Origin of the sequence: Paenibacillus polymyxa M1 (genome assembly GCF_000237325.1) — a bacterium.
Classification (GTDB): Bacteria; Bacillota; Bacilli; order Paenibacillales; family Paenibacillaceae; genus Paenibacillus; species Paenibacillus polymyxa_C.
The window spans coordinates 3,374,913-3,394,254 of record NC_017542.1 but is presented as its reverse complement, the minus strand read 5'-3'; the positions used below and the strand labels follow the sequence as shown (position 1 = coordinate 3,394,254).

The following is a 19,342-nucleotide window of genomic DNA, read 5'->3' as shown; positions in this document are numbered from 1 at the left end:
AGTTGATGCTCATTCGCTACAACGGAAACATGCCACAGCTCCATTCATCTGTCTATGTGGCAGAAGGAGCAAAAGTTGTCGGAAAAGTAACGATCGGCCAAGAGTCCTCCGTATGGTTTAATGCCGTACTGCGCGGGGATATGGCGCCTATCATCATCGGTGAACGCTGCAATATTCAGGACGGCGTCGTGGGACATGTGAACACGGATCAGCCCCTGCTGCTGGCGAATGATGTTTCGGTAGGACATGCTGCCATTATCCACGGTTGTACGATAGGCAAAGGCACTTTAATTGGTATGGGGGCCATTGTACTCAACGGAGCGGAGCTTGGTGAATATGCTTTAATAGGAGCAGGGTCGGTCGTTACGGAAAATACCAAAATACCACCCTATACTCTTTCTATCGGTACACCTGCCAAAGTGGTGCGCGAATTGACAGATGCAGATTTGCAGCGGATGTCACGAACGACACTCAGCTATGTGGCGAAAGGAAAAGAATATAGGATCTCTTAAACTCATGTTGGAGGTGCATCCTATGGATAAAATGAAGGTTACTTATGAGGTAATGTTGGGCCTGTCTGCTGAAATGGTTTTGGACGAGGCATTACGTAAACACCGGAGTGAAAAACTTTACAAGGATATTGATGAGGCGTTAGCCTCCGGAGATGAAGTAGCTTTTCGTCATCTTACGGATGAGCTGAAAGCAATGAGTTAGAACGCTTTTGGTAAGCTTAAGTTGGTCATAAATGGCCAAGCGCCAGTTTGAGATTATATCATCAAACCTGACCCGTAACGGCGGTCAGGTTTTTTTGATACGCTTGGATATGATATAGTCTTTGTAAGATAGTGCCTGTGCAAGGTATCTGTCGTATGAACGGAGGATGAAGGGCGTGTCGTTATCTTATTTGTGGAGCCGGTCGTTCTTGACGAGCCGGCCCTTTTTGTGGCTGCTGTTCTGGTGTAATTTAGTTGGAACGGTGTATGGGTACATATGGTATGGAGGACAGCTGGAATATACACTGAATTATCACCCGATGTGGCAGATTGTATTTGTGCCTGATAGTCCGACAGCCAGCCTATTTTTTACAATTTCCATAGCATTTTTGCTCTATCCTCCGCATCTCAAAAGCTTGAAGGTTATTCGCCAGATTATGGAAGCGTTGGCTGTCGTCACGAGTGTAAAGTACGGCATTTGGGCTTCGGCTATTATTTTGTGGGGAGTTGCGCAGGGGGGAACTATGGTATGGCAGGATTGGATGCTGATAGCATCTCACACGGCAATGGCGGTCGAAGCCTTACTGTTTGTACGTTTTTTTACCTGCAAATGGATTGCTTTATGCTTAGCCGCACTTTGGACCTTGTTAAATGATACGATGGATTATACCTTTGGCATATACCCTTATCTTCCCAGGACGCTAACGGATGATGTAACGCAAGTGCGTACTTTTACCTACATGCTGACCCTTGTTAGTATTGTAGTGGCATGGCTTGCCATGCTGGCGCGTAATCGAAAGGTAGCGTCTCATCGTGATATAGCTTGAGTCTTTTGAATGGAGAAATAGAGATGCATATAGTTATAAATCAAAAGGAATATGCATTCCAAAAGGGCATCCGTGATGATCACAAAATAAAAACAAGTTTTAATGAATTAGCAAAACAGAGTTTTGGCTTTGATTTTGAAGCCTGGTTTCAATTGGGGGATTGGGAGGATAGATATATTCCTTATGTCCTTTTGGATGAGGATTGTGTTGTGGCCAATGTATCTATAAGTCTAATGGATTTTGATGTATCAGGCGAGAAGAAAAAATATATTCAGATCGGGACTGTAATGACGGATGCAAACTACAGGAATCAAGGTTTGAGTCGGTTTTTAGTAGAGCAAGCGCTGAAAGATTGGCATGGCAATTGTGATGGTATCTATCTGTTTGGAAATGATAGTGTGAGGGATTTTTATCCTAAATTCGGCTTCGCTTCGGCACCCGAGTATCAATATAGCCGGAAGGCACCTAACAGCTTGGACATAAGGATCGAGAAATTGAATACAGAAGAAATGTCGGATTTGCAGTTGTTGAAGATGAAGAGTGCTGACTTCAATCCGTATTCACTTTTTTCTGCGGAAAACAATGAGTGGTTGGTTTTATTTTATAGTACCTTATTTTTTAAAGACAAGTTCTGGCACATACCTCAATACGATACGATTGTTGTTGCAGATTTCGAAGGGGATACTATGAATTGTTACGATATTTTTGTAGCGGGTGACATTTCTTTAGATGAAATTCTAGGGGCAGTCATGAAAAAAGATACAAAAAAGGTTGTTTTTGGCTTTACACCAAAAGAACAGGACGGCTGCGAAATGTCTGTGCTGAAGCAGGAAGATACTACGCTGTTTTATATGACTAAGCATCCCAACAGATGTAATGAAAATCCATTTAATCCTATTTTGTCCAGAGCATAGCCGGTTTCTAACGTTTCACCTAAAGCCAGTTCTAGTCCCGTTAACCTTGCCATACAGTAAGGTGAGGAGGGATGTCCCATGATTAGGGGTCGGGGGGTTCGTATTACGTTACGTGTGGTTTTGAGTATTGTGTTATCCATGGTCCTGCTGCTGTCCGTCTACGTCCCTCCAGGTATGGCAGAAGCGCGCGATCAGTCAAAACCCGAAGGTAATACCAAGGAAATTGAAGAACTGGATCATGCAGCTGCGACACTGTACCGTGACGTAATGGACGGAAATATTGAAAAAGCACGCGCGGATGTAGCCGAGGTGAGCAGATGGTTCAGCACTGGACAGGTGCAGGCAGCGCTATCTGTAGAGGCCATTCATGCTCTATCCGGCAGCATTCTGGAGGTGCAGCAAGCTACACAGTCGGTTCAAGCATCACCGGATGAATGGGTGAAGGCAGCTGCGAATTTACGGCTTGCGACAGATGCGCTTGCGCACCCGCGCCAGCCCTTATGGCAGCAGTATTATAAGATTTTAAGAGAAGATGTTAGCGGCTTGAATAACCAGTTTGCTAAAGGGAACATGAAGGGATTCAAAGCTGGTACCGAAGTGCTGGAAGACCACTATGAAACGATTCGTACAGCAGCATTGATCCATGGCAGAACAACCGAGGTCGTGCGGACTGATTCCTGGATTTCCTACGTCAAAGGATTGGGAGATCAGCAAAATGCAGATGCCTCAGCGATTAGAGGAGCATTGGACCAAGGCAACCCGACGTTTAATGCCTTGTTTGGACGTGAGAAAGACGCTACCGCACTGGCGCCATTTATCCCGCGTGAGAGTGAGCGCCGGGCTGAATGGGCCATCGGCATGATTGTCCTGCTGGCGCTGGCTTACGCAGGTTATCGTAAATATCGGGCTGGTTTCATTGGGTAACGATGAAAGTTTGAACATTCGCATCGTTGGCTGTGGATCCATCCATATATGTCAGCCCATTGCCCGGATTACCGGGCTATTCCTCTTTGAACCCTTCGCCATGCACATCATGCACATCCTGAATGATAATAAACGCCCGTGGATCAACTGATTTAACAATTTGATGCAGTCGCCGTATTTCCTGACGGGACACGACACAATAGGCAACATGCTTGGCCTGTTTGGAAAATGCACCTACAGCCGGAATAATCGTAACTCCACGATCCATGTCCCTGGTAATAATATCTGCAATGTCCATCGTGTGGTCGCTAATAATCATAAAGGCTCTGGCAGAGTAGGCCCCTTCTTGTATAAAATCAATAATCTTGGACGCAATGAACACAGCCACTAATGTATATAGAATTTTTTCTTTGGGTATGTAAAGTAGTGAAGCGCCGATGATGACAATATCAATGACCAGCATAATCCTTCCCATACTCCAGCCAAACTTCCGGTTTAAAATACGAGCGATAATATCCGAGCCGCCAGTAGTGCCGCCAAAGCGGAACACAATACCTAACCCGGCCCCCAGCGTAACCCCCGCATATAATGAAGAAAGTATAAAATCGTGTTCAGTCTGAAACGTCCCCATCCATCCGAAATGAATCATTTTTTCAAACAACCACAGAAAGAATGTGAGCGACCCAATACCGACCCCCGTATATATAATCTGCTTGCCCCCAAGCATTTTCCATCCAATTAAAAATAATGGAATGTTCAGAAACAAAGTGGAGAGAGAAGGTGAAATCGAAAAAGCATAATTTAACAGCAGGGTGATCCCTGTAATACCGCCTTCCATCAGTTTACTGGGTATAATAAAATAAAGCAGACCGAATGCATAGATGGCGGTGCCGAATACGATGGGCAAGATCAATTTAAGCTGTTCCATGGACTTGGATATTTTCATAAGATCCCTCACAGTAGCAGTTTAAGGATGAGCGACTGAATGCAAATTTTTGCTAAATCGCAGGCCCTTATGTTTAGTATACCTTTTTGCGGCAGCTTTAAAAGACAGATGACTGTAAGTTGGCATCGTAAGTTCACAATTAAAAAAAATTTGTTTTAAAATGTGCTTTACGATAACATATGAATAAACCTGCACATGGGGGGATTGCGTGTTTCATGGAAAAATCGTTAGATGAAATTCAACGTGAGGTAGACCAGTATATCTCTCAATTTAAAGAAGGGTATTTCAGCCCTCTGGCCATGTTGGCCCGGATGTCCGAGGAAGTCGGTGAACTGGCAAGGGAGGTTAATCACTCCTTTGGTGAGAAGCCGAAAAAAACGGATGAGGCGGACAATTCCATTGAGCTGGAGCTGGGGGACATCTTGTTCATCACAGTTTGCTTTGCGAACTCACTAGGTATCAATTTGACCGAGGCACATGATAAGGTTATGCATAAATTTAACACGCGTGATGCGAATCGCTGGACCAAAAAGGACACCGATTAGGCATTTTGTACATATGCTGTACCAAACCGGTTACCCGGAGGTGCAGTGTCATGAAGGCGGAGGAATACGTTCAGAAAGCTTATCAGTGCATTTTGCAGAACGATTTTGAGCAGGCGGTGGAGTGGTTTGAAAAAGCGATTTCAGCCCAGCCTGATCATGCGGAGCATTATTTCCGTTGCTCGGTTACCTACGCTCGCAGTGGACGCTTGGAGCAGGCCCTCGCATATGCAGAGCATGCGGTTCGTCTCGCGCCACATCAGGATGAATATGTTCTCCATCTGCATGCGCAGGAAGCCAGGCAGTATACAGAAAAGGCCAGAAAAATGCTGGAGGTCGACAGAGCTACGCCACAGATGCACCAGGATGCGATTTTGCTGCTCGAACGGGCAATTTCTCTTGATCCGCTATGTGGTGACGCATTTTTGCTGCTCGCATTGATTTATGACGAATTGAATGAATATAAGCTGGCTGTGCAGGCTGCTCGTGAGGCGGCAGCGCTGTTTCCTCACAATGTGCAGCTTGCCAACCTCATGAAGAAATTATGCCAGCAGATGAATGAACAAATCTAGCACAAATGGATGCATAAGGAGTTGTAGGGATATGTCAGAACCAATAAAAGTGGCTGTCGTTGGAGCAGCAGGGCGTATGGGCCGTGAGGTGGTCAAATTGGTTCTTCAGGATGAGGAACTACAGCTTGTAGCCGCAGTGAACAGAACACACGCCGGCAGTGATGCCGGCCTTCTCGTCGGACTACCGGAAGCTGGTATCGCTATTATGGAGGATGTAGAGCAGGCTTTACTGGAGAGCCGAGCCGATGTCATGGTCGACTTTACGGGGCCGCGCTTCGCGTACGCACATACAGCGCTTGCTATTAAGCATGGAGTTCGTCCGGTTATCGGTACGACAGGGTTTACTCCTGAACAAATTGATGAACTGGACAAGCAGTGTCGTGAGCAACAAATTGGGGGTCTGATTGCGCCTAACTTTTCGATCGGAGTCATTTTGATGATGCGGTTTGCGGCTCAGGCTGCGAAATATTTCCCGCATCTGGAAATCATCGAATATCATGGTGACCAAAAATTGGACGCGCCATCAGGCACAGCCATTAAGACTGCAGAACTGATCGCTGAGCAGCGTGAGGAGCTACGACAAGGCAACCCGGAAGAGGAAGAAACGCTAGAAGGATCGCGTGGCGGTTACTATCAAGGCTTCCGCATTCACAGTGTTCGTCTTCCCGGTGTGTTCGCACAGCAAGAAGTCGTATTTGGAGGATTTGGACAATCTCTGAAAATTCGTCAGGACTCCTATGAACGAGCTGGTTATATGCCTGGTGTTAAAATCGGTATCCAGAAGGTAATGGAGCACCCGGGGCTTGTATATGGTTTTGAGCATTACATCGATTAAGAATATACGAATGAATTGATGAATGGAATTATAGAATGAGGCAGGAGGAGTTTGGAATGTTAAAGATTGCATTTATAGCGCATGATCGCAAAAAGGATGAAATGGTTAATTTTATAACGGCATATGAGCATGTTTTTACAGATCACCAATTATATTCAACAGGTACAACAGGTCAGCGCATTATGGAGCAAACCAAGCTTCAAATTCACCGCTTCATGTCTGGGCCGCTTGGTGGAGATCAGCAAATCGGGGCTATGGTTGCGCAAAATGATATGGACTTGATTATATTTTTGCGTGATCCACTCATGGCACAGCCGCATGAGCCGGACATTAGCGCATTATTACGTCTGTGTGATGTACAGGGGATTCCTTTGGCAACCAACGTTGCAACTGCTGAAATACTGGTTAAAGCGCTGGATCGTGGCGATTTTGCATGGCGTGAGCTGGTACATAAATATAAACCGGGCATTGACCAGCAGGGTGATGTAAAATGACGCTGGACATCCTGATTTTCGGAGCCCATGCCGACGATGCAGAAATAGGAATGGGAGGCACGATTGCCAAGCATACTGCCGCTGGGTTAAAGGTGGGGGTGTGCGATTTGACACGGGCTGAAATGTCATCTAATGGTGATGTAGATACTCGCATGGCAGAAGCTGAACACGCTTCGAAAGTGCTCGGGCTTGCTGTGCGGACGAATTTGGGTCTGCCTGATCGTGGGTTATATGTAACTCCTGAACATGTAGCTGCAGTTACAGCAGAAATCAGGCGCCATGCACCAAAAGTTGTATTTGCCCCTTATTGGGAGGATCGGCATCCCGATCATGTCATGTGCAGCAAGTTAGTAGAGGAAGCTGTGTTTAACGCCAAGTTGAGACGTTTAATGCCAGAAAGTCCTGCGGTACAGGTAGAGCAATTATATTTTTATTTTATTAATGACATCGGCAGAACGGACTTGATCGTGGACATTACCGAGCATTATGAAGCCAAGGAGCAGTCGTTGTTGAGTTATGCTTCGCAATTTCAGGCAGCGCCTGGGAAGGATATGGTATCCACACCACTGAATCAGGGGTACGTGGAACGTGTAAAAGCTCGGGACTCGTTGTTGGGTCAACGTAAGCTGATTTCATATGCAGAAGGATTTGCGTCCAAAACGCCACATCTGGTTAAGCTATTCACATAAGGATTTTATACTTACGCATGTTGTAGAATGCTGAAATACATGGGCATATGAGTGATTACGGATGGACGGAAGGAGGCAGCTTAGCTTGAATGACAAACTGAAAATTGGGATTACCTGTTATCCGTCGCTGGGTGGCTCTGGCGTTGTGGCTACTGAGTTGGGTAAGTTGCTGGCAGAAAAAGGGCATGAGGTCCATTTTATTGCCAATAGCATTCCGTTCAGATTAGGCGGGGCGTTCCAGAAGAATATTTTTTATCATGAAGTTGAGGTTAACGATTATTATGTGTTTAGATATCCGCCATATGATTTGTCGCTAGCGACAAAAATGGCCCAGGTGGCACAAATGAAGAATTTGGATGTACTCCATGTCCATTATGCTGTCCCGCATGCAGTATGCGCTTATTTGGCGAAGGAAATGGTGGGCGATCATTTGAAAGTGGTGACCACCCTGCACGGTACAGACATTACAGTGTTGGCACAGGATGAATCATTAAAGGATCTGATTCGACTGGCTATTAACAAAAGTGATGCTGTGACAGCGGTCTCCAAGGATTTGATTCGTGAGACGATTGATGCGTTGGAAATCACACGACCTATTGATTTGACTTACAACTTTGTAGATAAACGAGTATATTATCCACGAGATGCTGCTGCGCTTAGGAGAGATTTTGCCCAACCGCACGAAAAAATTATGATGCATATTTCCAATTTCCGTCCTGTCAAAAGGGTGGGGGATGTGCTGGATATATTCGACAGAGTGCAACAAAAGATACCTGCGAAGCTGCTGTTGGTAGGAGAAGGACCGGATCTTCCAAAGATTCGTTGTAAAATCGAAAGTTTAGGCTTGCAGGACAAAGTCTTCTTTTTGGGTAAGCAGGATCAAATCGCAGAAGTGATTTCCATGGCGGATGTGCTGCTGCTTCCCTCGGAGAAAGAAAGTTTTGGTCTAGTTGCACTGGAAGCCATGGCCTGTGGAGTACCAACAATTGGTTCTCAGGCAGGAGGAGTACCTGAACTTGTCGTGCATGGAAGTACGGGGTATCTTGCTGAAATCGGGAATACCGAGGCGATGGCGGATTATGCAGTAGAACTGCTGTCCGATGAAGCGATGGCGGAACGTTTCCGTGAAGCGTGCCTGACACGCGCACGTACCGTATTCTGCGATGAGCTGATTACCCGTCAATATGAAGAAATCTATTACCGTGTGTTGGGACGCGAGGTGCCGGATCTTAAACCGATCAGCGTTTAAGGAGGCGGACTCGCGTCCGTTTTTTTATTGAATACTTGAAAAGGGGGAAACCCTGTGAATACAAATACTTGGCAACATGCTGATCCAGAAATGGCTCTTCGCGGTAGAGATGTCATACATACACTAACCACAGCTGGCCACGAAGCTTATTGGGTTGGTGGCTGTGTGCGGGATGAGCTATTAGGACGAGCTATTCATGATATGGATCTGACCACTTCGGCTGAGCCTGAAGAGGTCTTAGCGCTGTTCCCTCATGTGATTCCGACAGGAATCCAGCATGGGACGGTAACGGTCATGCAGGATGGTCATGCATTCGAGGTGACCACTTTTCGTACGGAAAGCGGTTATACCGATCACCGCCGTCCAACGGAAGTATCCTTTGTGAAGGACATCCGTGAGGATCTGATGCGGCGGGACTTCACGATGAACGCGATAGCGATGGCTGAACATGGGGAGCGAGTGGACCCGTTTGGTGGGGAAGCTGATTTGCGAGCCGCTCTCGTTCGTTGTGTGGGACGAGCCGAGGAACGCTTTGAGGAGGACGGGCTACGAATGCTGCGTTGCATCCGTTTTGCCTCTGTATTTCGGTTCCGAGTGGCCTACAATACCTGGAAAGGTATGATCCGTCGCAGAGAGGGACTTCGACACATAGCCATGGAACGGGTACGAGTCGAGTTAGAAAAGATGCTAGCGGGGCCTGACCCATTACGTGGGTTAGAGATGCTGGGTCGTAGCGGATTGCTCGGCTGTACAAAAGTTCCGGTTCCCTGGGAACAATGTGACGCACAGGCGCTCAAGGAGATTCTGCAGCTGCCAGCAGAGCTGCGGTGGGGTTTGCTCCTTATGTCTTGTAGACTTAGCTCCGAGGCAGCGGACGAGCTTTTAAGAGCTTGGACCTTCTCCAACGCCGTACGTTTGCGTTTGGTTCATTTATTGGAATGGGAGACCGAACTCATCAGCCATGCTGTTGCCATAGCTGACAACTCTATTTCGAGAGATTCTGACCCTATCAACGACGAGGTGCTGCGTCGTAACTGGATTCGCTTGTTAATTAAGCTGGGAAAGGATACAGCTTCAGACTGGTTGGAGCTTCACAAGACACTGCCTTCTTCATTCCGTGGATTACCGCCATGGGTAGAAAAGCATGTAAAGAAAATTGCCGAACTGGCTAACTCGTGGACACAGCAGGCTGTCGTCGTTCGTATCAAAGATTTAAATATTACTGGAAATGAACTGGTTCAGGCAATGAATCGACCAGGTGGACCTTGGCTGGGCCAGATGATGGAACGGCTTTTACAAGCGGTCGCTTGCGGAGATATCCCGAATGAAACAGAAACATTGCTTCAGGAAGTGAAACGGGTGATGAGTAGTGAATAATCATGAAAGATTGTTAGGCATACTGGAGGAAGGTTCATCCGATTACGTATCCGGGGAGGAAATTAGCCGACGACTGTTGGTTAGTCGTACAGCGGTATGGAAGCAGATCAACAAACTGCGTGAACTGGGTTATAATATCGATGCCTCCTCACGTCGGGGGTATCGGCTGATTTCTCAGCCAGATCGGCTGGAAGCCTCCAAACTGGCAGATATGTTGAATACTCAATCGTTTGGCCAGCGTATCGTCGTTCTGGATTCAACGGTATCTACCCAGCAGGATGCTATGCGTTTGGCAGAAGAAGGTGCGCCGGAGGGAACGTTAGTGCTTGCGGAGGAACAAACGGCAGGTCGGGGACGTCTGGGGCGGAAATGGTATTCCCCTCGCGGCAAAGGTATCTGGATGAGCATTGTATTGCGCCCCACCCAGCCCTTGGCCTTTACCCCACAGCTAACCCTGTTAACAGGCGTGGCGGTGTGTAGGGCTATTCGCCGACTGACGGGTGTGGAGGCAGGCATTAAATGGCCAAACGATCTGCTGATTCATGGTCGCAAAGTATCCGGTATTCTGTTGGAATCTGCAACAGAGGATCAAAGGGTTCGCTATTGCATTGCAGGCATTGGCATCGACGTTAATTTGAATGTAGAAGATTATCCGGAAGAGTTATCCCATGTAGGGACATCTTTGAAAATAGAGGCAGGGCTTGAAGTTGACCGTACTGCGCTGATTGCTGCTGTTTTGGAAGAAATGGAGCTGCTAAGCAAGCTATATGCCGAGCAGGGGTTCCAGCCAATAGCCATGCTGTGGGAGGCATTATCTGTGACGATGAACCGCAGCGTACGGGCACATACAGGACAAGGGATAGCGGTAGAAGGTACAGCGGTTGGCTTGGACCCTTCAGGAGCGCTTGTAATAGAAACGAATCAGGGTGAGCGGATTCAGGTTATTTCAGGGGATATACAATTGTAGAAGCGACCCTAGCCGAGTATACGACCACAATCTTTCTGTTTCCTGTGTAAAACTTCACGTGAAAAAGCTGGTGTTTTTTGTTATACTGTGCAGGAGGCGGCATCGGACGGTCCGAGCTGCACTCCAAGGGCACATTGCTCTACTTTAGCAAGTTTGTAAGACCATCATAACTTCATTTGAAGGTTACGTTGGATTCTGCTCTGAGCCGAACAGGACCGAGACAGAAGGGACGATCTCAAAATGAGTGTCTTTTTTGGCTGTTCGGACCTTTTGATGACGCAGATGTACAGGCGTTCATAAAAGGTTATTTTTTGTGCCAAAAAAAGATGGAAGGGAGCCATTCGCAATGGCAGGAAAACAAGCACTGAATATTGTAAAAATGAGAAAAATGAAGCAAGAGGGCATTCCGCTCAGTATGCTGACCGCCTATGATTATCCATCGGCTAAAATAGCCGAGGAGGCGGGAATTGATATCATTCTCGTGGGTGACTCGCTGGGTAACGTAGTTCTTGGTTACGATTCAACCATCCCTGTGACCTTGGATGATATGGTGTACCATTCCCGGACAGTCGCAAGAGGCGCTGAGCATACATTTATCGTAGCGGACATGCCGTTTATGACATATCACAGCAGCATATCCGAAAGTCTTCAAGGCATCCGCCGTCTGATGCAGGAAGGACATGCGCATGCTGTTAAATTGGAGGGCGGAGCTGAGATTGCCGATGTCGTAAAAGCGACTGTTCAGGCAGGTGTGCCTGTACTGGGCCATATCGGGCTTACTCCGCAATCGGTTAATCAAATTGGCGGCTATCGCATTCAAGGTAAGGACGAAGCAGACGCACGCCGGTTGATGGCAGATGCCAAGGCATTAGAGCAGGCGGGTGCCTTTGGTATTGTCTTGGAATTGGTGACTGAGGAAGTGGCAACGGCGATCTCTAAAGAACTTTCCATTCCAACCATTGGAATCGGTGCAGGACGTGGCTGTGACGGTCAAGTACTCGTTTACCACGATCTGATTCAATATGCATCGCCATATTTCAGCAAACGTTTTGTTAAAACTTATGCAGATGTAGGCGGCATGATCCGCAGCAGCATTGAGCAGTATGTGAGCGATGTAAAAGGACGGGCATTCCCGGCCGCAGAGCATGTGTTCAGCGCGGATGACCGTGTTGTGGAGTCCCTGGAGTCCTTGTACGGACAGGCAAAAGGACAAGCGCAGGAACAAGCTAAGGAAAAGGTGGAATCTCAGTCATGATCATCGTAAGAGAAGTGGCTCAACTACGCAAGGTTATTGCCGAACGTCGCCAACTTGGAGCCAATGGAGCAAAAACTTTACACGATTCTGCCTCTTTACTGCAACATAAAGTCGGCTTTGTACCAACCATGGGATACCTGCACGAAGGGCACGCAAGCTTGATGCAAAAGGCGCGTGAAATGGCAGATACGGTGGTGCTTAGCATTTTCGTAAATCCGATTCAATTTGGACCTACCGAAGATCTGGACAGCTATCCTCGCGATGAAGCTCGTGATCTGGAAGTAGCGCGACGTGAAGGCGTGGATATTGTATTTATGCCGACTGTAGCAGAAATGTATCCGCAGCCAACTCAAACTAAAATTCACGTATCCGCTCTTACAGACCGTTTGTGCGGCGCTTCCCGTCCTGGCCATTTTGATGGTGTAACTACAGTGGTAGCTAAGCTGTTTAACATGGTAGGTCCTGATTTGGCTTTCTTTGGAATGAAGGATGCGCAGCAGGTTGCTGTGCTTCAACAAATGGTGGCTGATCTCAATATGAATGTGACCCTCATACCTTGTCCTATTGTCAGAGAGGCCGATGGTTTGGCTCTTAGCTCCCGCAATGTATATTTGAGTGCGGAACAGCGTGAGCAGGCGTTGGTGCTGTCCCAGTCACTGCGCAAGGTGCAAGAAGTGAGCGAAGATATTGTACAGAACACCATTACGATTGAGCAGTTACATCAAATGGTGGAGTCGACCATCGCCTCATCTCCTTTGGCAGATATTGACTACATTGAAATATTAACATTTCCTGGCCTGGAGCCTCTTCGCCCTGAGCAGCGCCTATGTGATGTGCAAGAAGATGTCATTGTTGCGCTAGCCGTAAAATTTGGGAATACCCGACTGATTGATAATATAAGAATACAGAAAGTGGAGGTACTTTCCCATGTTTAGAACCATGATGAAATCTAAAATTCACCGCGCGACGGTTACTGAAGCCAACCTGAACTATGTGGGCAGTATTACCATAGATGAAGATTTAATGGAGACATCAGATCTGCTGGAGAATGAAAAGGTTCAAATTGTAAACAATAACAATGGAGCTCGACTGGAAACCTATGTGATCCCCGGACCACGTGGGAGCGGCGTGATTTGTCTCAACGGTGCGGCAGCCCGTCTGGTCCAGCCTGGTGATACAGTCATTATTATTTCCTATGCTTCCATGTCAAATGAAGAGGCCAAAACATACAAACCAACTGTGGTATTTGTGGATGAACATAATAAACCAGCCCAAACGATGAACAAGGAAGTACACGCAACGATCATGTAATGAATGGGAATGCGGATGAAACCCGTCTTTTAAGCGAAAAATGTGAGTGTATTAATCCATCTTTCGTAAGGGCGGGATGCACATGTTCCAGCATGTATTCGCAGAAATGAACAGCATGTTAGATGATATCGTGAAGCATTACCCATCAGCCCAGGGCCCCCGCAGACAGGAGCTGCTACAGCACTGGAGTCTGCTGCGGAGAATGAGTGACGGAATTATGGATGAGTGGCTGGCCTTTGAGGAAAAAATGGTTTGCCTGCGTGCAGCCGGCTTTTCCGCAGAGGCCGACATGTCTGACGCTGAGCTGCCTGAAAAGGAGCTACCGGCATTTAACCGGGGACAGGGGTATTATCGATTACTTATGTACCCGGAGGCAATCCAGCAATTTGAGCAGGTGCTGGAGCATTTTCCGGACAGCTGGCAGAGTCGTATCTATATGGGAATGGCGCATTTTCAACTGGATGATCCAGCAGAGGCTATAAGCCAGTTTCAAAAGGTGCTACACCTGACTGAACAGTCAGGGCTAAAAGCGGTCATCTATAATGCGCTAGGCTGTTTGATGGCAAAGCAGGCAGACGTAAAAGAGGCGCAAAAATATTTTGCTCTCGCGCATCAGTTCGATCCAACGCTGCCCGAGCCACTGCACAATATGCAAGCCTGTTTGTCCGGTGCCGAAAAGCTTCGATACGACAGTTCCTTGTTGACTTGGATGTAGTTGTCAGACACCGAGTAAGACGATGCATGCTCACCTCCTTAGGCGGTGTGTGCATCGTCTTTTTTGGCTGTCTTAATTTCCAAACAGACAATCTTCTGCTATGCTATTATACAGAGTTATTATTTTTGTATGTGTCATAAGAAAGGATTAAGCTCGAATGAAATTTGCGGTATTGGATTTTGAAACGACAGGCACCCAGTCCGCGGATGACATCATTCAAGTCGGACTTGCAATTATAGATCATGATAACAGCATTTCCCGTGTTTACGGCTCTTATGTAAACCCTGGCAGATCTATTCCACCTTTTATCACCGGATTGACCGGAATTACAGATGATGACGTCAAGGATGCACCTGCACTCGAAGAAATGATGATGGAGCTCGTGCCTATGCTGGACGATGTCGTGCTTGTCGGTCATAACGTGGCGTTTGATTTCAATTTTTTGCAAAGCGCTTTGGACCGGTGTGGATATTTACCCTTTAGCGGTAGAATTTTGGATACGATGGATTTTCTGAAAATTATGTTTCCATCGTTATCTTCTTATCAGTTGGGTTTTGTTTCCTCAGAGTTTGGGCTGGCGCATGACCGCCCTCATCAAGCAGACAGCGACGCGTTGGCTACGGCTGAGGTGTTTTTAAAGTGTCTGGGTGAGCTTCAGGCATTACCTCTGATAACGATACAGCGGCTCAGCGATTTGTTCGCAGAGGAAGACAGTGACCTGGGTTGGTTTCTTGACGGCATACGAGAAGAGAAAGAGCTAGACCCTATTCAGGATTTGGAGAAACATCAGTTTTTTCGTCAGCTTGCGCTTAAAGTGGAAGATTGGACCGAATTGGCTACTCCACGTAGAGAAGATGATCCGAATCCACTCTCAGGCGTTTCCTTTGAGGAGTATATGGATGATGTGCGGGACAATTTGCGTTCATCCTTGAGCCAATATGAGGAGCGCGAGGCGCAAACACAAATGATTGAGGGTGTAAATCAAGCCCTGAGTCAAGATAAGCATTTGTTGATCGAGGCGGGTACAGGAACAGGGAAGTCCCTAGGCTATTTGCTTCCGTCACTATATCACAGTGTAAAATATGGGCAGAGGGTCACAGTAAGCACGCATACCATTAATCTGCAGGAGCAATTGCGAGAGCGTGATATTCCGATGCTGACAAAAGTGATTCCGTTCCCGTTCCGGGCTGCCATTTTTAAGGGTCGGGGGCATTATTTGTGTCTGCGTAAGTTTGAACATAAAATAAACAGAAGAGACTTCGCGACACCAAAGGAAGACTTGATTACAGCGGCTCAAATGATTGTCTGGCTGACTCTGACAGAAACTGGTGATGATGAGGAACTGAACCTGAGCAACCGTGGAGGGGATTTTTGGGAAACAGTAGCTAGTGATTCCGAGTCCTGTCTCGGCCGTTCTTGCCCATGGTTCCGCAAGTGCTACTATCATCGTGCACGTCATGAAGCAGGAACAGCGGATGTGGTTATTACGAATCACTCCAAGCTGTTCACTGACGTCAAAGCAAGTCACCAGCTATTGCCTAGCTATGAACATCTTGTAATTGATGAAGCCCATCATTTAGAGGAAGTAGCCGGTAAGCACTTAGGCATGCATATGAAATATTTCACACTCGTGCATACGCTGACTCGATTGTTCAAGGACAGTAAGAACGGACAATTGCCTTCGTTACGTCAGCAGTTGGCAAAGTCGGGGCATGAGAAGTCGACGGAATGGGCCTCGACCATTGATCAGCTGTACCCACTCGTGTTAGAGGTTAAGGAAACTTGGGACCTGCTAAGCGATAAGCTGTTTGGTATGTTGCCAGAGCGCTCTGATGCCACACCGGGTGAAACGGGACAATTTTCTTCGCGTCTCAAACCGTCGGCCAAGCCTGCAAAGTGGGATCAAGCGGCGGCGTTGGAAAATCAGCTTTATGTAACGTTGAGTGAAATTTTGCGCAAGGGCGACAAGCTGATGCTGGATGTCAAGGAAGAACACGACGATTATGCGGCGGATAGTCTCATTACAGATATCACGGGTCTGCTTAAGGATTTGGCGGGGATTAGGGAAAATTTGCGCTTCTTTATACGACTCGATGATGAAACAACTGTATATTGGCTCGAAGCGAGTGGGCAATTCCGTAGTAAATCATTGCAATTTTATGCGGTGCCCGTCGATGTGAGCCGCCAGCTGAAAGAAATGTTTTTTGACAAAAAAAGAAGTATTATTCTGACATCTGCTACTTTATCGGTAGATAAGTCGTTTCAGTACATGACCGATCAACTCGGCTTGCAGGAGGCCGCGGATCAAGGACGATTAATGACGTCACAGCTCCCATCACCTTTTAATTACAGGGATCAGGTGTTGCTGGTCATTCCGCGGGATTTTCCGAGTGTGAAGGGCAGTGTAGGGGATGCACACTTTGTAGAAATGCTCGTTAGCTCTCTAGGAGCGACTGCTCAGGCGACGCGGGGGAGAATGCTCGTTCTGTTTACTTCCTATCGGATGCTCCGGCAAGTGTATGAGCCGCTCAAAGAGGCGTTGGCATCCAGTGATATTACCGTGTTAGGACAAGGTGTGGACAGTGGGAGCCGCAGCAAGCTAACCCGTCGTTTTCAGGAAGCCAAGGCTTCTGTATTGCTGGGAACCAGCAGCTTCTGGGAAGGCGTCGATATTCCAGGGAAGGCTTTGACTTGTCTGGCCATCGTTCGCTTGCCGTTTCAACCGCCCAATCACCCGTTACTGGAGGCAAAAAGCGAGCTGCTCCAGCAGCAGAAGAAGAACCCATTTATGAAGCTGTCTGTACCACAAGCAGTTATTCGCTTCAAACAGGGATTTGGACGATTGGTACGTACAGCGAGCGACCACGGAGTCGTTATCGTTTACGATACGCGTGTGATCGAATCCTATTATGGAAAGCACTTTTTGTACTCGTTACCGGGACCAAAAATGGAGCATATGCCGTCGGAGCAAATGGTGCCCCGCATCGCCGAATGGCTCCAATCCGCCCCGGAGACAGAGGCACAACGGACGGACACCTAAAGTCCGTTACAATTAGGGGGAGCAAGTATGAAATCAGATAAAATTTCAGAGGCTGTCGTACGGAGATTACCCGTATATTTACGTTATCTGAATGCACTGCACAAACGGGAGGTGGCTACGGTCTCTTCTCAAGAGCTGGGACAGAGGTTAGATTTGAATCCGGCCCAAATTCGTAAAGATCTTGCCTATTTTGGCGATTTTGGTCGGAAGGGTATCGGTTACGATGTTTCTTATCTAATTGAGAAAATACGCCATATTCTGAAAATCGACCAGCAAATTAATGTAGTATTGGTCGGAGCGGGTAATCTGGGTCAAGCCCTATCAAACTATAACGCTTATTTAAAAGACAATATGAAGATTGTGGCGGTATTTGATGCGTTCCCGGATAAGGTTGGGACCAGAATCAATACCTTAGTCGTTCAGCCGATGGATGAATTGGAAACGACTGTAAAAGAAAAAAATATTCGAATCGGGATTATTACTGTACCTGATTTTGAGGCACAACACGTAGCTGATAGGCTCATTGAGAGTGGAATTGGAGCGATTTTAAACTTTGCACCTATCATTCTCAAGGCACCGGCTAACATTCGGATACATGCCACAGACTTTACAACTGATTTGCTTAGCCTCGCTTATTACCTGGAGGACGGAAAGGAAGAAGCACAATATGACAGTGAATAAATGGATGATTAAAAACGGTTCTTTTGCCGTGAATGGACCTGAAGCTGGGGTAATCCATGGTTTTATGATTGTGGAGGATAGCCGTATTACTTACATTGGCGAGACTCTGCCTGCGGGTGAGGAAGAGACGGAAGCAATCGACGGTAACGGGTTATTGTTTTTGCCTGGTCTGATTAATACTCATGGTCATGCGGCGATGTCTCTGCTGCGAGGGTATGGAGATGACTTGGCACTTCAAGTGTGGCTTCAGGAAAAAATGTGGCCTATGGAAGCCAAGTTTACATCTACGGATGTGTACTGGGGAACATCCTTGTCAGTGCTGGAAATGCTGAAAGGTGGAACCACAACTTTCTTGGATATGTACGATCATATGGATGAGGTGGCACGTGTAGCTGAAGAGTCGGGCATCCGTGCAAGTTTGATGCGTGGAGCCATTGGACTCTGTTCAGAAGAAGAACAGCGGATCAAGCTGGCTGAGGCCGTGACTTTTGCCCGTAACTGGCATGGAAAAGCAGACGGACGTATCACAACGATGATGTCTCCGCATGCCCCATACACATGCCCGCCAGCGTTTATTGAGAAATTTGTTCAAGCAGCACATGATCTCGATTTACCATTGCATACGCACATGTCCGAGACCATCGCCGAAGTTGAGCAAAACGTACGCGACTACGGTTTGCGTCCAGTTGCACACTTAGATAAGCTTGGCTTTTTCTCCCGCCCTTCACTTGTTGCCCACGGCGTACACTTGAACGACGAAGAGATAGCTTTATTAGCGGAACGAGGTGTGGCGGTTTCACATAATCCAGGCAGCAACTTGAAGCTGGCAAGTGGTGTAGCTAGAGTGCCTGAATTGCTGCGTGCAGGAGTTACTGTTTCTCTTGGAACAGACGGTCCTGCCAGCAATAATAACCTGGATATGTTCGAGGAAATGCGTCTGGCGGCACTCATTCACAAGGGAGTATCTGGCGACCCAACAGCAGTTCCTGCAAATGAAGCACTGCGTCTGGCAACAGAGTATGGTGCAAAGTCGATTGGTTTAAAAGAAGTAGGAGCGCTGGCAGCAGGCAACAAGGCTGACTTTATCGCGCTAGATCTGAATCAGGCCCATTTCTTGCCGCGTACAGATCTTATTTCCCATGCCGTATACTCTGCAAGTGCCAAAGACGTGGCCCATGTGTGGGTAGACGGTCGTCAGGTTGTGAAAAACGGCGAATGCCTGACGATGGACGAGGAACGTATCAAACATGAGGCACAAGCCGCCTTTGAAGGGCTGCTGTCGCGCTAATTC

Annotated in this window: 21 protein-coding genes; 20 read left to right on the top strand and 1 reads right to left on the bottom strand. The window is 47.3% G+C overall.

The window, feature by feature from the left end:
• The first annotated feature begins 5 nt into the window (after positions 1-5).
• The 5 genes from PPM_RS15225 to PPM_RS15205 all read left to right on the top strand — a co-directional run bounded on the left by PPM_RS15225 (position 6) and on the right by PPM_RS15205 (position 3,378).
• Positions 6-512, top strand: coding sequence for a gamma carbonic anhydrase family protein (locus PPM_RS15225; RefSeq protein WP_013371656.1), 507 nt, complete (start codon positions 6-8; stop codon positions 510-512).
• A 22-nt stretch (positions 513-534) separates the two neighbouring features.
• On the top strand, positions 535-714 hold the full coding sequence (locus tag PPM_RS15220) for an IDEAL domain-containing protein (protein WP_013371655.1): 180 nt from the start codon (positions 535-537) through the stop codon (positions 712-714).
• Positions 715-889: 175 nt separating this feature from the next.
• Positions 890-1,540, top strand: a complete 651-nt coding sequence (locus PPM_RS15215; protein WP_013371654.1) for a DUF1405 domain-containing protein — start codon at positions 890-892, stop codon at positions 1,538-1,540.
• Positions 1,541-1,563: 23 nt separating this feature from the next.
• A complete protein-coding gene (locus tag PPM_RS15210) occupies positions 1,564-2,454 on the top strand; it encodes a GNAT family N-acetyltransferase (RefSeq protein WP_014599980.1) in 891 nt (296 codons plus the stop codon).
• A gap of 78 nt (positions 2,455-2,532) precedes the next feature.
• On the top strand, positions 2,533-3,378 hold the full coding sequence (locus PPM_RS15205) for a sporulation protein YpjB (protein WP_013371652.1): 846 nt from the start codon (positions 2,533-2,535) through the stop codon (positions 3,376-3,378).
• A gap of 76 nt (positions 3,379-3,454) precedes the next feature.
• On the opposite strand, the gene PPM_RS15200 is transcribed toward PPM_RS15205, so the two are convergent.
• A complete protein-coding gene (locus tag PPM_RS15200) occupies positions 3,455-4,324 on the bottom strand; it encodes a YitT family protein (protein WP_013371651.1) in 870 nt (289 codons plus the stop codon).
• Between the two features lie 215 nt (positions 4,325-4,539).
• On the opposite strand from PPM_RS15200, the gene PPM_RS15195 reads away from it, so the two are divergent.
• The 15 genes from PPM_RS15195 (at position 4,540) to PPM_RS15125 (ending at position 19,339) form a co-directional block, all read left to right on the top strand.
• A complete protein-coding gene (locus PPM_RS15195; RefSeq protein ID WP_007430805.1) occupies positions 4,540-4,869 on the top strand; it encodes a nucleotide pyrophosphohydrolase in 330 nt (109 codons plus the stop codon).
• Between the two features lie 50 nt (positions 4,870-4,919).
• Complete coding sequence (locus PPM_RS15190; RefSeq protein ID WP_013371650.1) at positions 4,920-5,438, top strand: tetratricopeptide repeat protein; 519 nt, start codon at positions 4,920-4,922, stop codon at positions 5,436-5,438.
• 31 nt (positions 5,439-5,469) lie between these two features.
• Positions 5,470-6,273 (top strand): 4-hydroxy-tetrahydrodipicolinate reductase, encoded by an 804-nt coding sequence (dapB, locus tag PPM_RS15185; RefSeq protein WP_013371649.1) that lies wholly within the window; start codon positions 5,470-5,472, stop codon positions 6,271-6,273.
• Positions 6,274-6,329: 56 nt separating this feature from the next.
• Positions 6,330-6,767 carry a methylglyoxal synthase gene (mgsA, locus tag PPM_RS15180; RefSeq protein ID WP_013371648.1) on the top strand — a complete coding sequence of 146 codons (438 nt, stop codon included), beginning with the start codon at positions 6,330-6,332 and terminating at the stop codon, positions 6,765-6,767.
• Positions 6,764-7,456, top strand: coding sequence for a bacillithiol biosynthesis deacetylase BshB1 (gene bshB1, locus PPM_RS15175; RefSeq protein ID WP_013371647.1), 693 nt, complete (start codon positions 6,764-6,766; stop codon positions 7,454-7,456). Before mgsA ends, bshB1 begins: the two co-directional genes overlap by 4 nt.
• A gap of 85 nt (positions 7,457-7,541) precedes the next feature.
• Positions 7,542-8,705: an N-acetyl-alpha-D-glucosaminyl L-malate synthase BshA gene (bshA, locus tag PPM_RS15170; RefSeq protein WP_013371646.1), complete on the top strand. Its 1,164-nt coding sequence runs from the start codon at positions 7,542-7,544 to the stop codon at positions 8,703-8,705.
• A 54-nt stretch (positions 8,706-8,759) separates the two neighbouring features.
• On the top strand, positions 8,760-10,082 hold the full coding sequence (locus PPM_RS15165) for a CCA tRNA nucleotidyltransferase (protein WP_013371645.1): 1,323 nt from the start codon (positions 8,760-8,762) through the stop codon (positions 10,080-10,082).
• Positions 10,075-11,049 (top strand): biotin--[acetyl-CoA-carboxylase] ligase, encoded by a 975-nt coding sequence (locus PPM_RS15160; RefSeq protein ID WP_013371644.1) that lies wholly within the window; start codon positions 10,075-10,077, stop codon positions 11,047-11,049. The genes PPM_RS15165 and PPM_RS15160 overlap by 8 nt, the downstream gene beginning before the upstream one ends.
• 346 nt (positions 11,050-11,395) lie before the next feature.
• Positions 11,396-12,304, top strand: a complete 909-nt coding sequence (gene panB, locus PPM_RS15155; RefSeq protein ID WP_013371643.1) for a 3-methyl-2-oxobutanoate hydroxymethyltransferase — start codon at positions 11,396-11,398, stop codon at positions 12,302-12,304.
• Positions 12,301-13,239: a pantoate--beta-alanine ligase gene (gene panC / locus PPM_RS15150; protein ID WP_013371642.1), complete on the top strand. Its 939-nt coding sequence runs from the start codon at positions 12,301-12,303 to the stop codon at positions 13,237-13,239. Before panB ends, panC begins: the two co-directional genes overlap by 4 nt.
• Positions 13,232-13,615, top strand: coding sequence for an aspartate 1-decarboxylase (gene panD, locus PPM_RS15145; protein ID WP_013371641.1), 384 nt, complete (start codon positions 13,232-13,234; stop codon positions 13,613-13,615). The genes panC and panD overlap by 8 nt, the downstream gene beginning before the upstream one ends.
• A gap of 82 nt (positions 13,616-13,697) precedes the next feature.
• Positions 13,698-14,330: a tetratricopeptide repeat protein gene (locus tag PPM_RS15140; RefSeq protein WP_013371640.1), complete on the top strand. Its 633-nt coding sequence runs from the start codon at positions 13,698-13,700 to the stop codon at positions 14,328-14,330.
• A gap of 157 nt (positions 14,331-14,487) precedes the next feature.
• On the top strand, positions 14,488-17,370 hold the full coding sequence (dinG, locus tag PPM_RS15135) for an ATP-dependent DNA helicase DinG (RefSeq protein WP_013371639.1): 2,883 nt from the start codon (positions 14,488-14,490) through the stop codon (positions 17,368-17,370).
• A gap of 27 nt (positions 17,371-17,397) precedes the next feature.
• Positions 17,398-18,051, top strand: coding sequence for a redox-sensing transcriptional repressor Rex (locus tag PPM_RS15130; RefSeq protein WP_013371638.1), 654 nt, complete (start codon positions 17,398-17,400; stop codon positions 18,049-18,051).
• Positions 18,038-19,339, top strand: a complete 1,302-nt coding sequence (locus tag PPM_RS15125) for an amidohydrolase (RefSeq protein ID WP_013371637.1) — start codon at positions 18,038-18,040, stop codon at positions 19,337-19,339. The genes PPM_RS15130 and PPM_RS15125 overlap by 14 nt, the downstream gene beginning before the upstream one ends.
• Positions 19,340-19,342 lie beyond the last annotated feature (3 nt).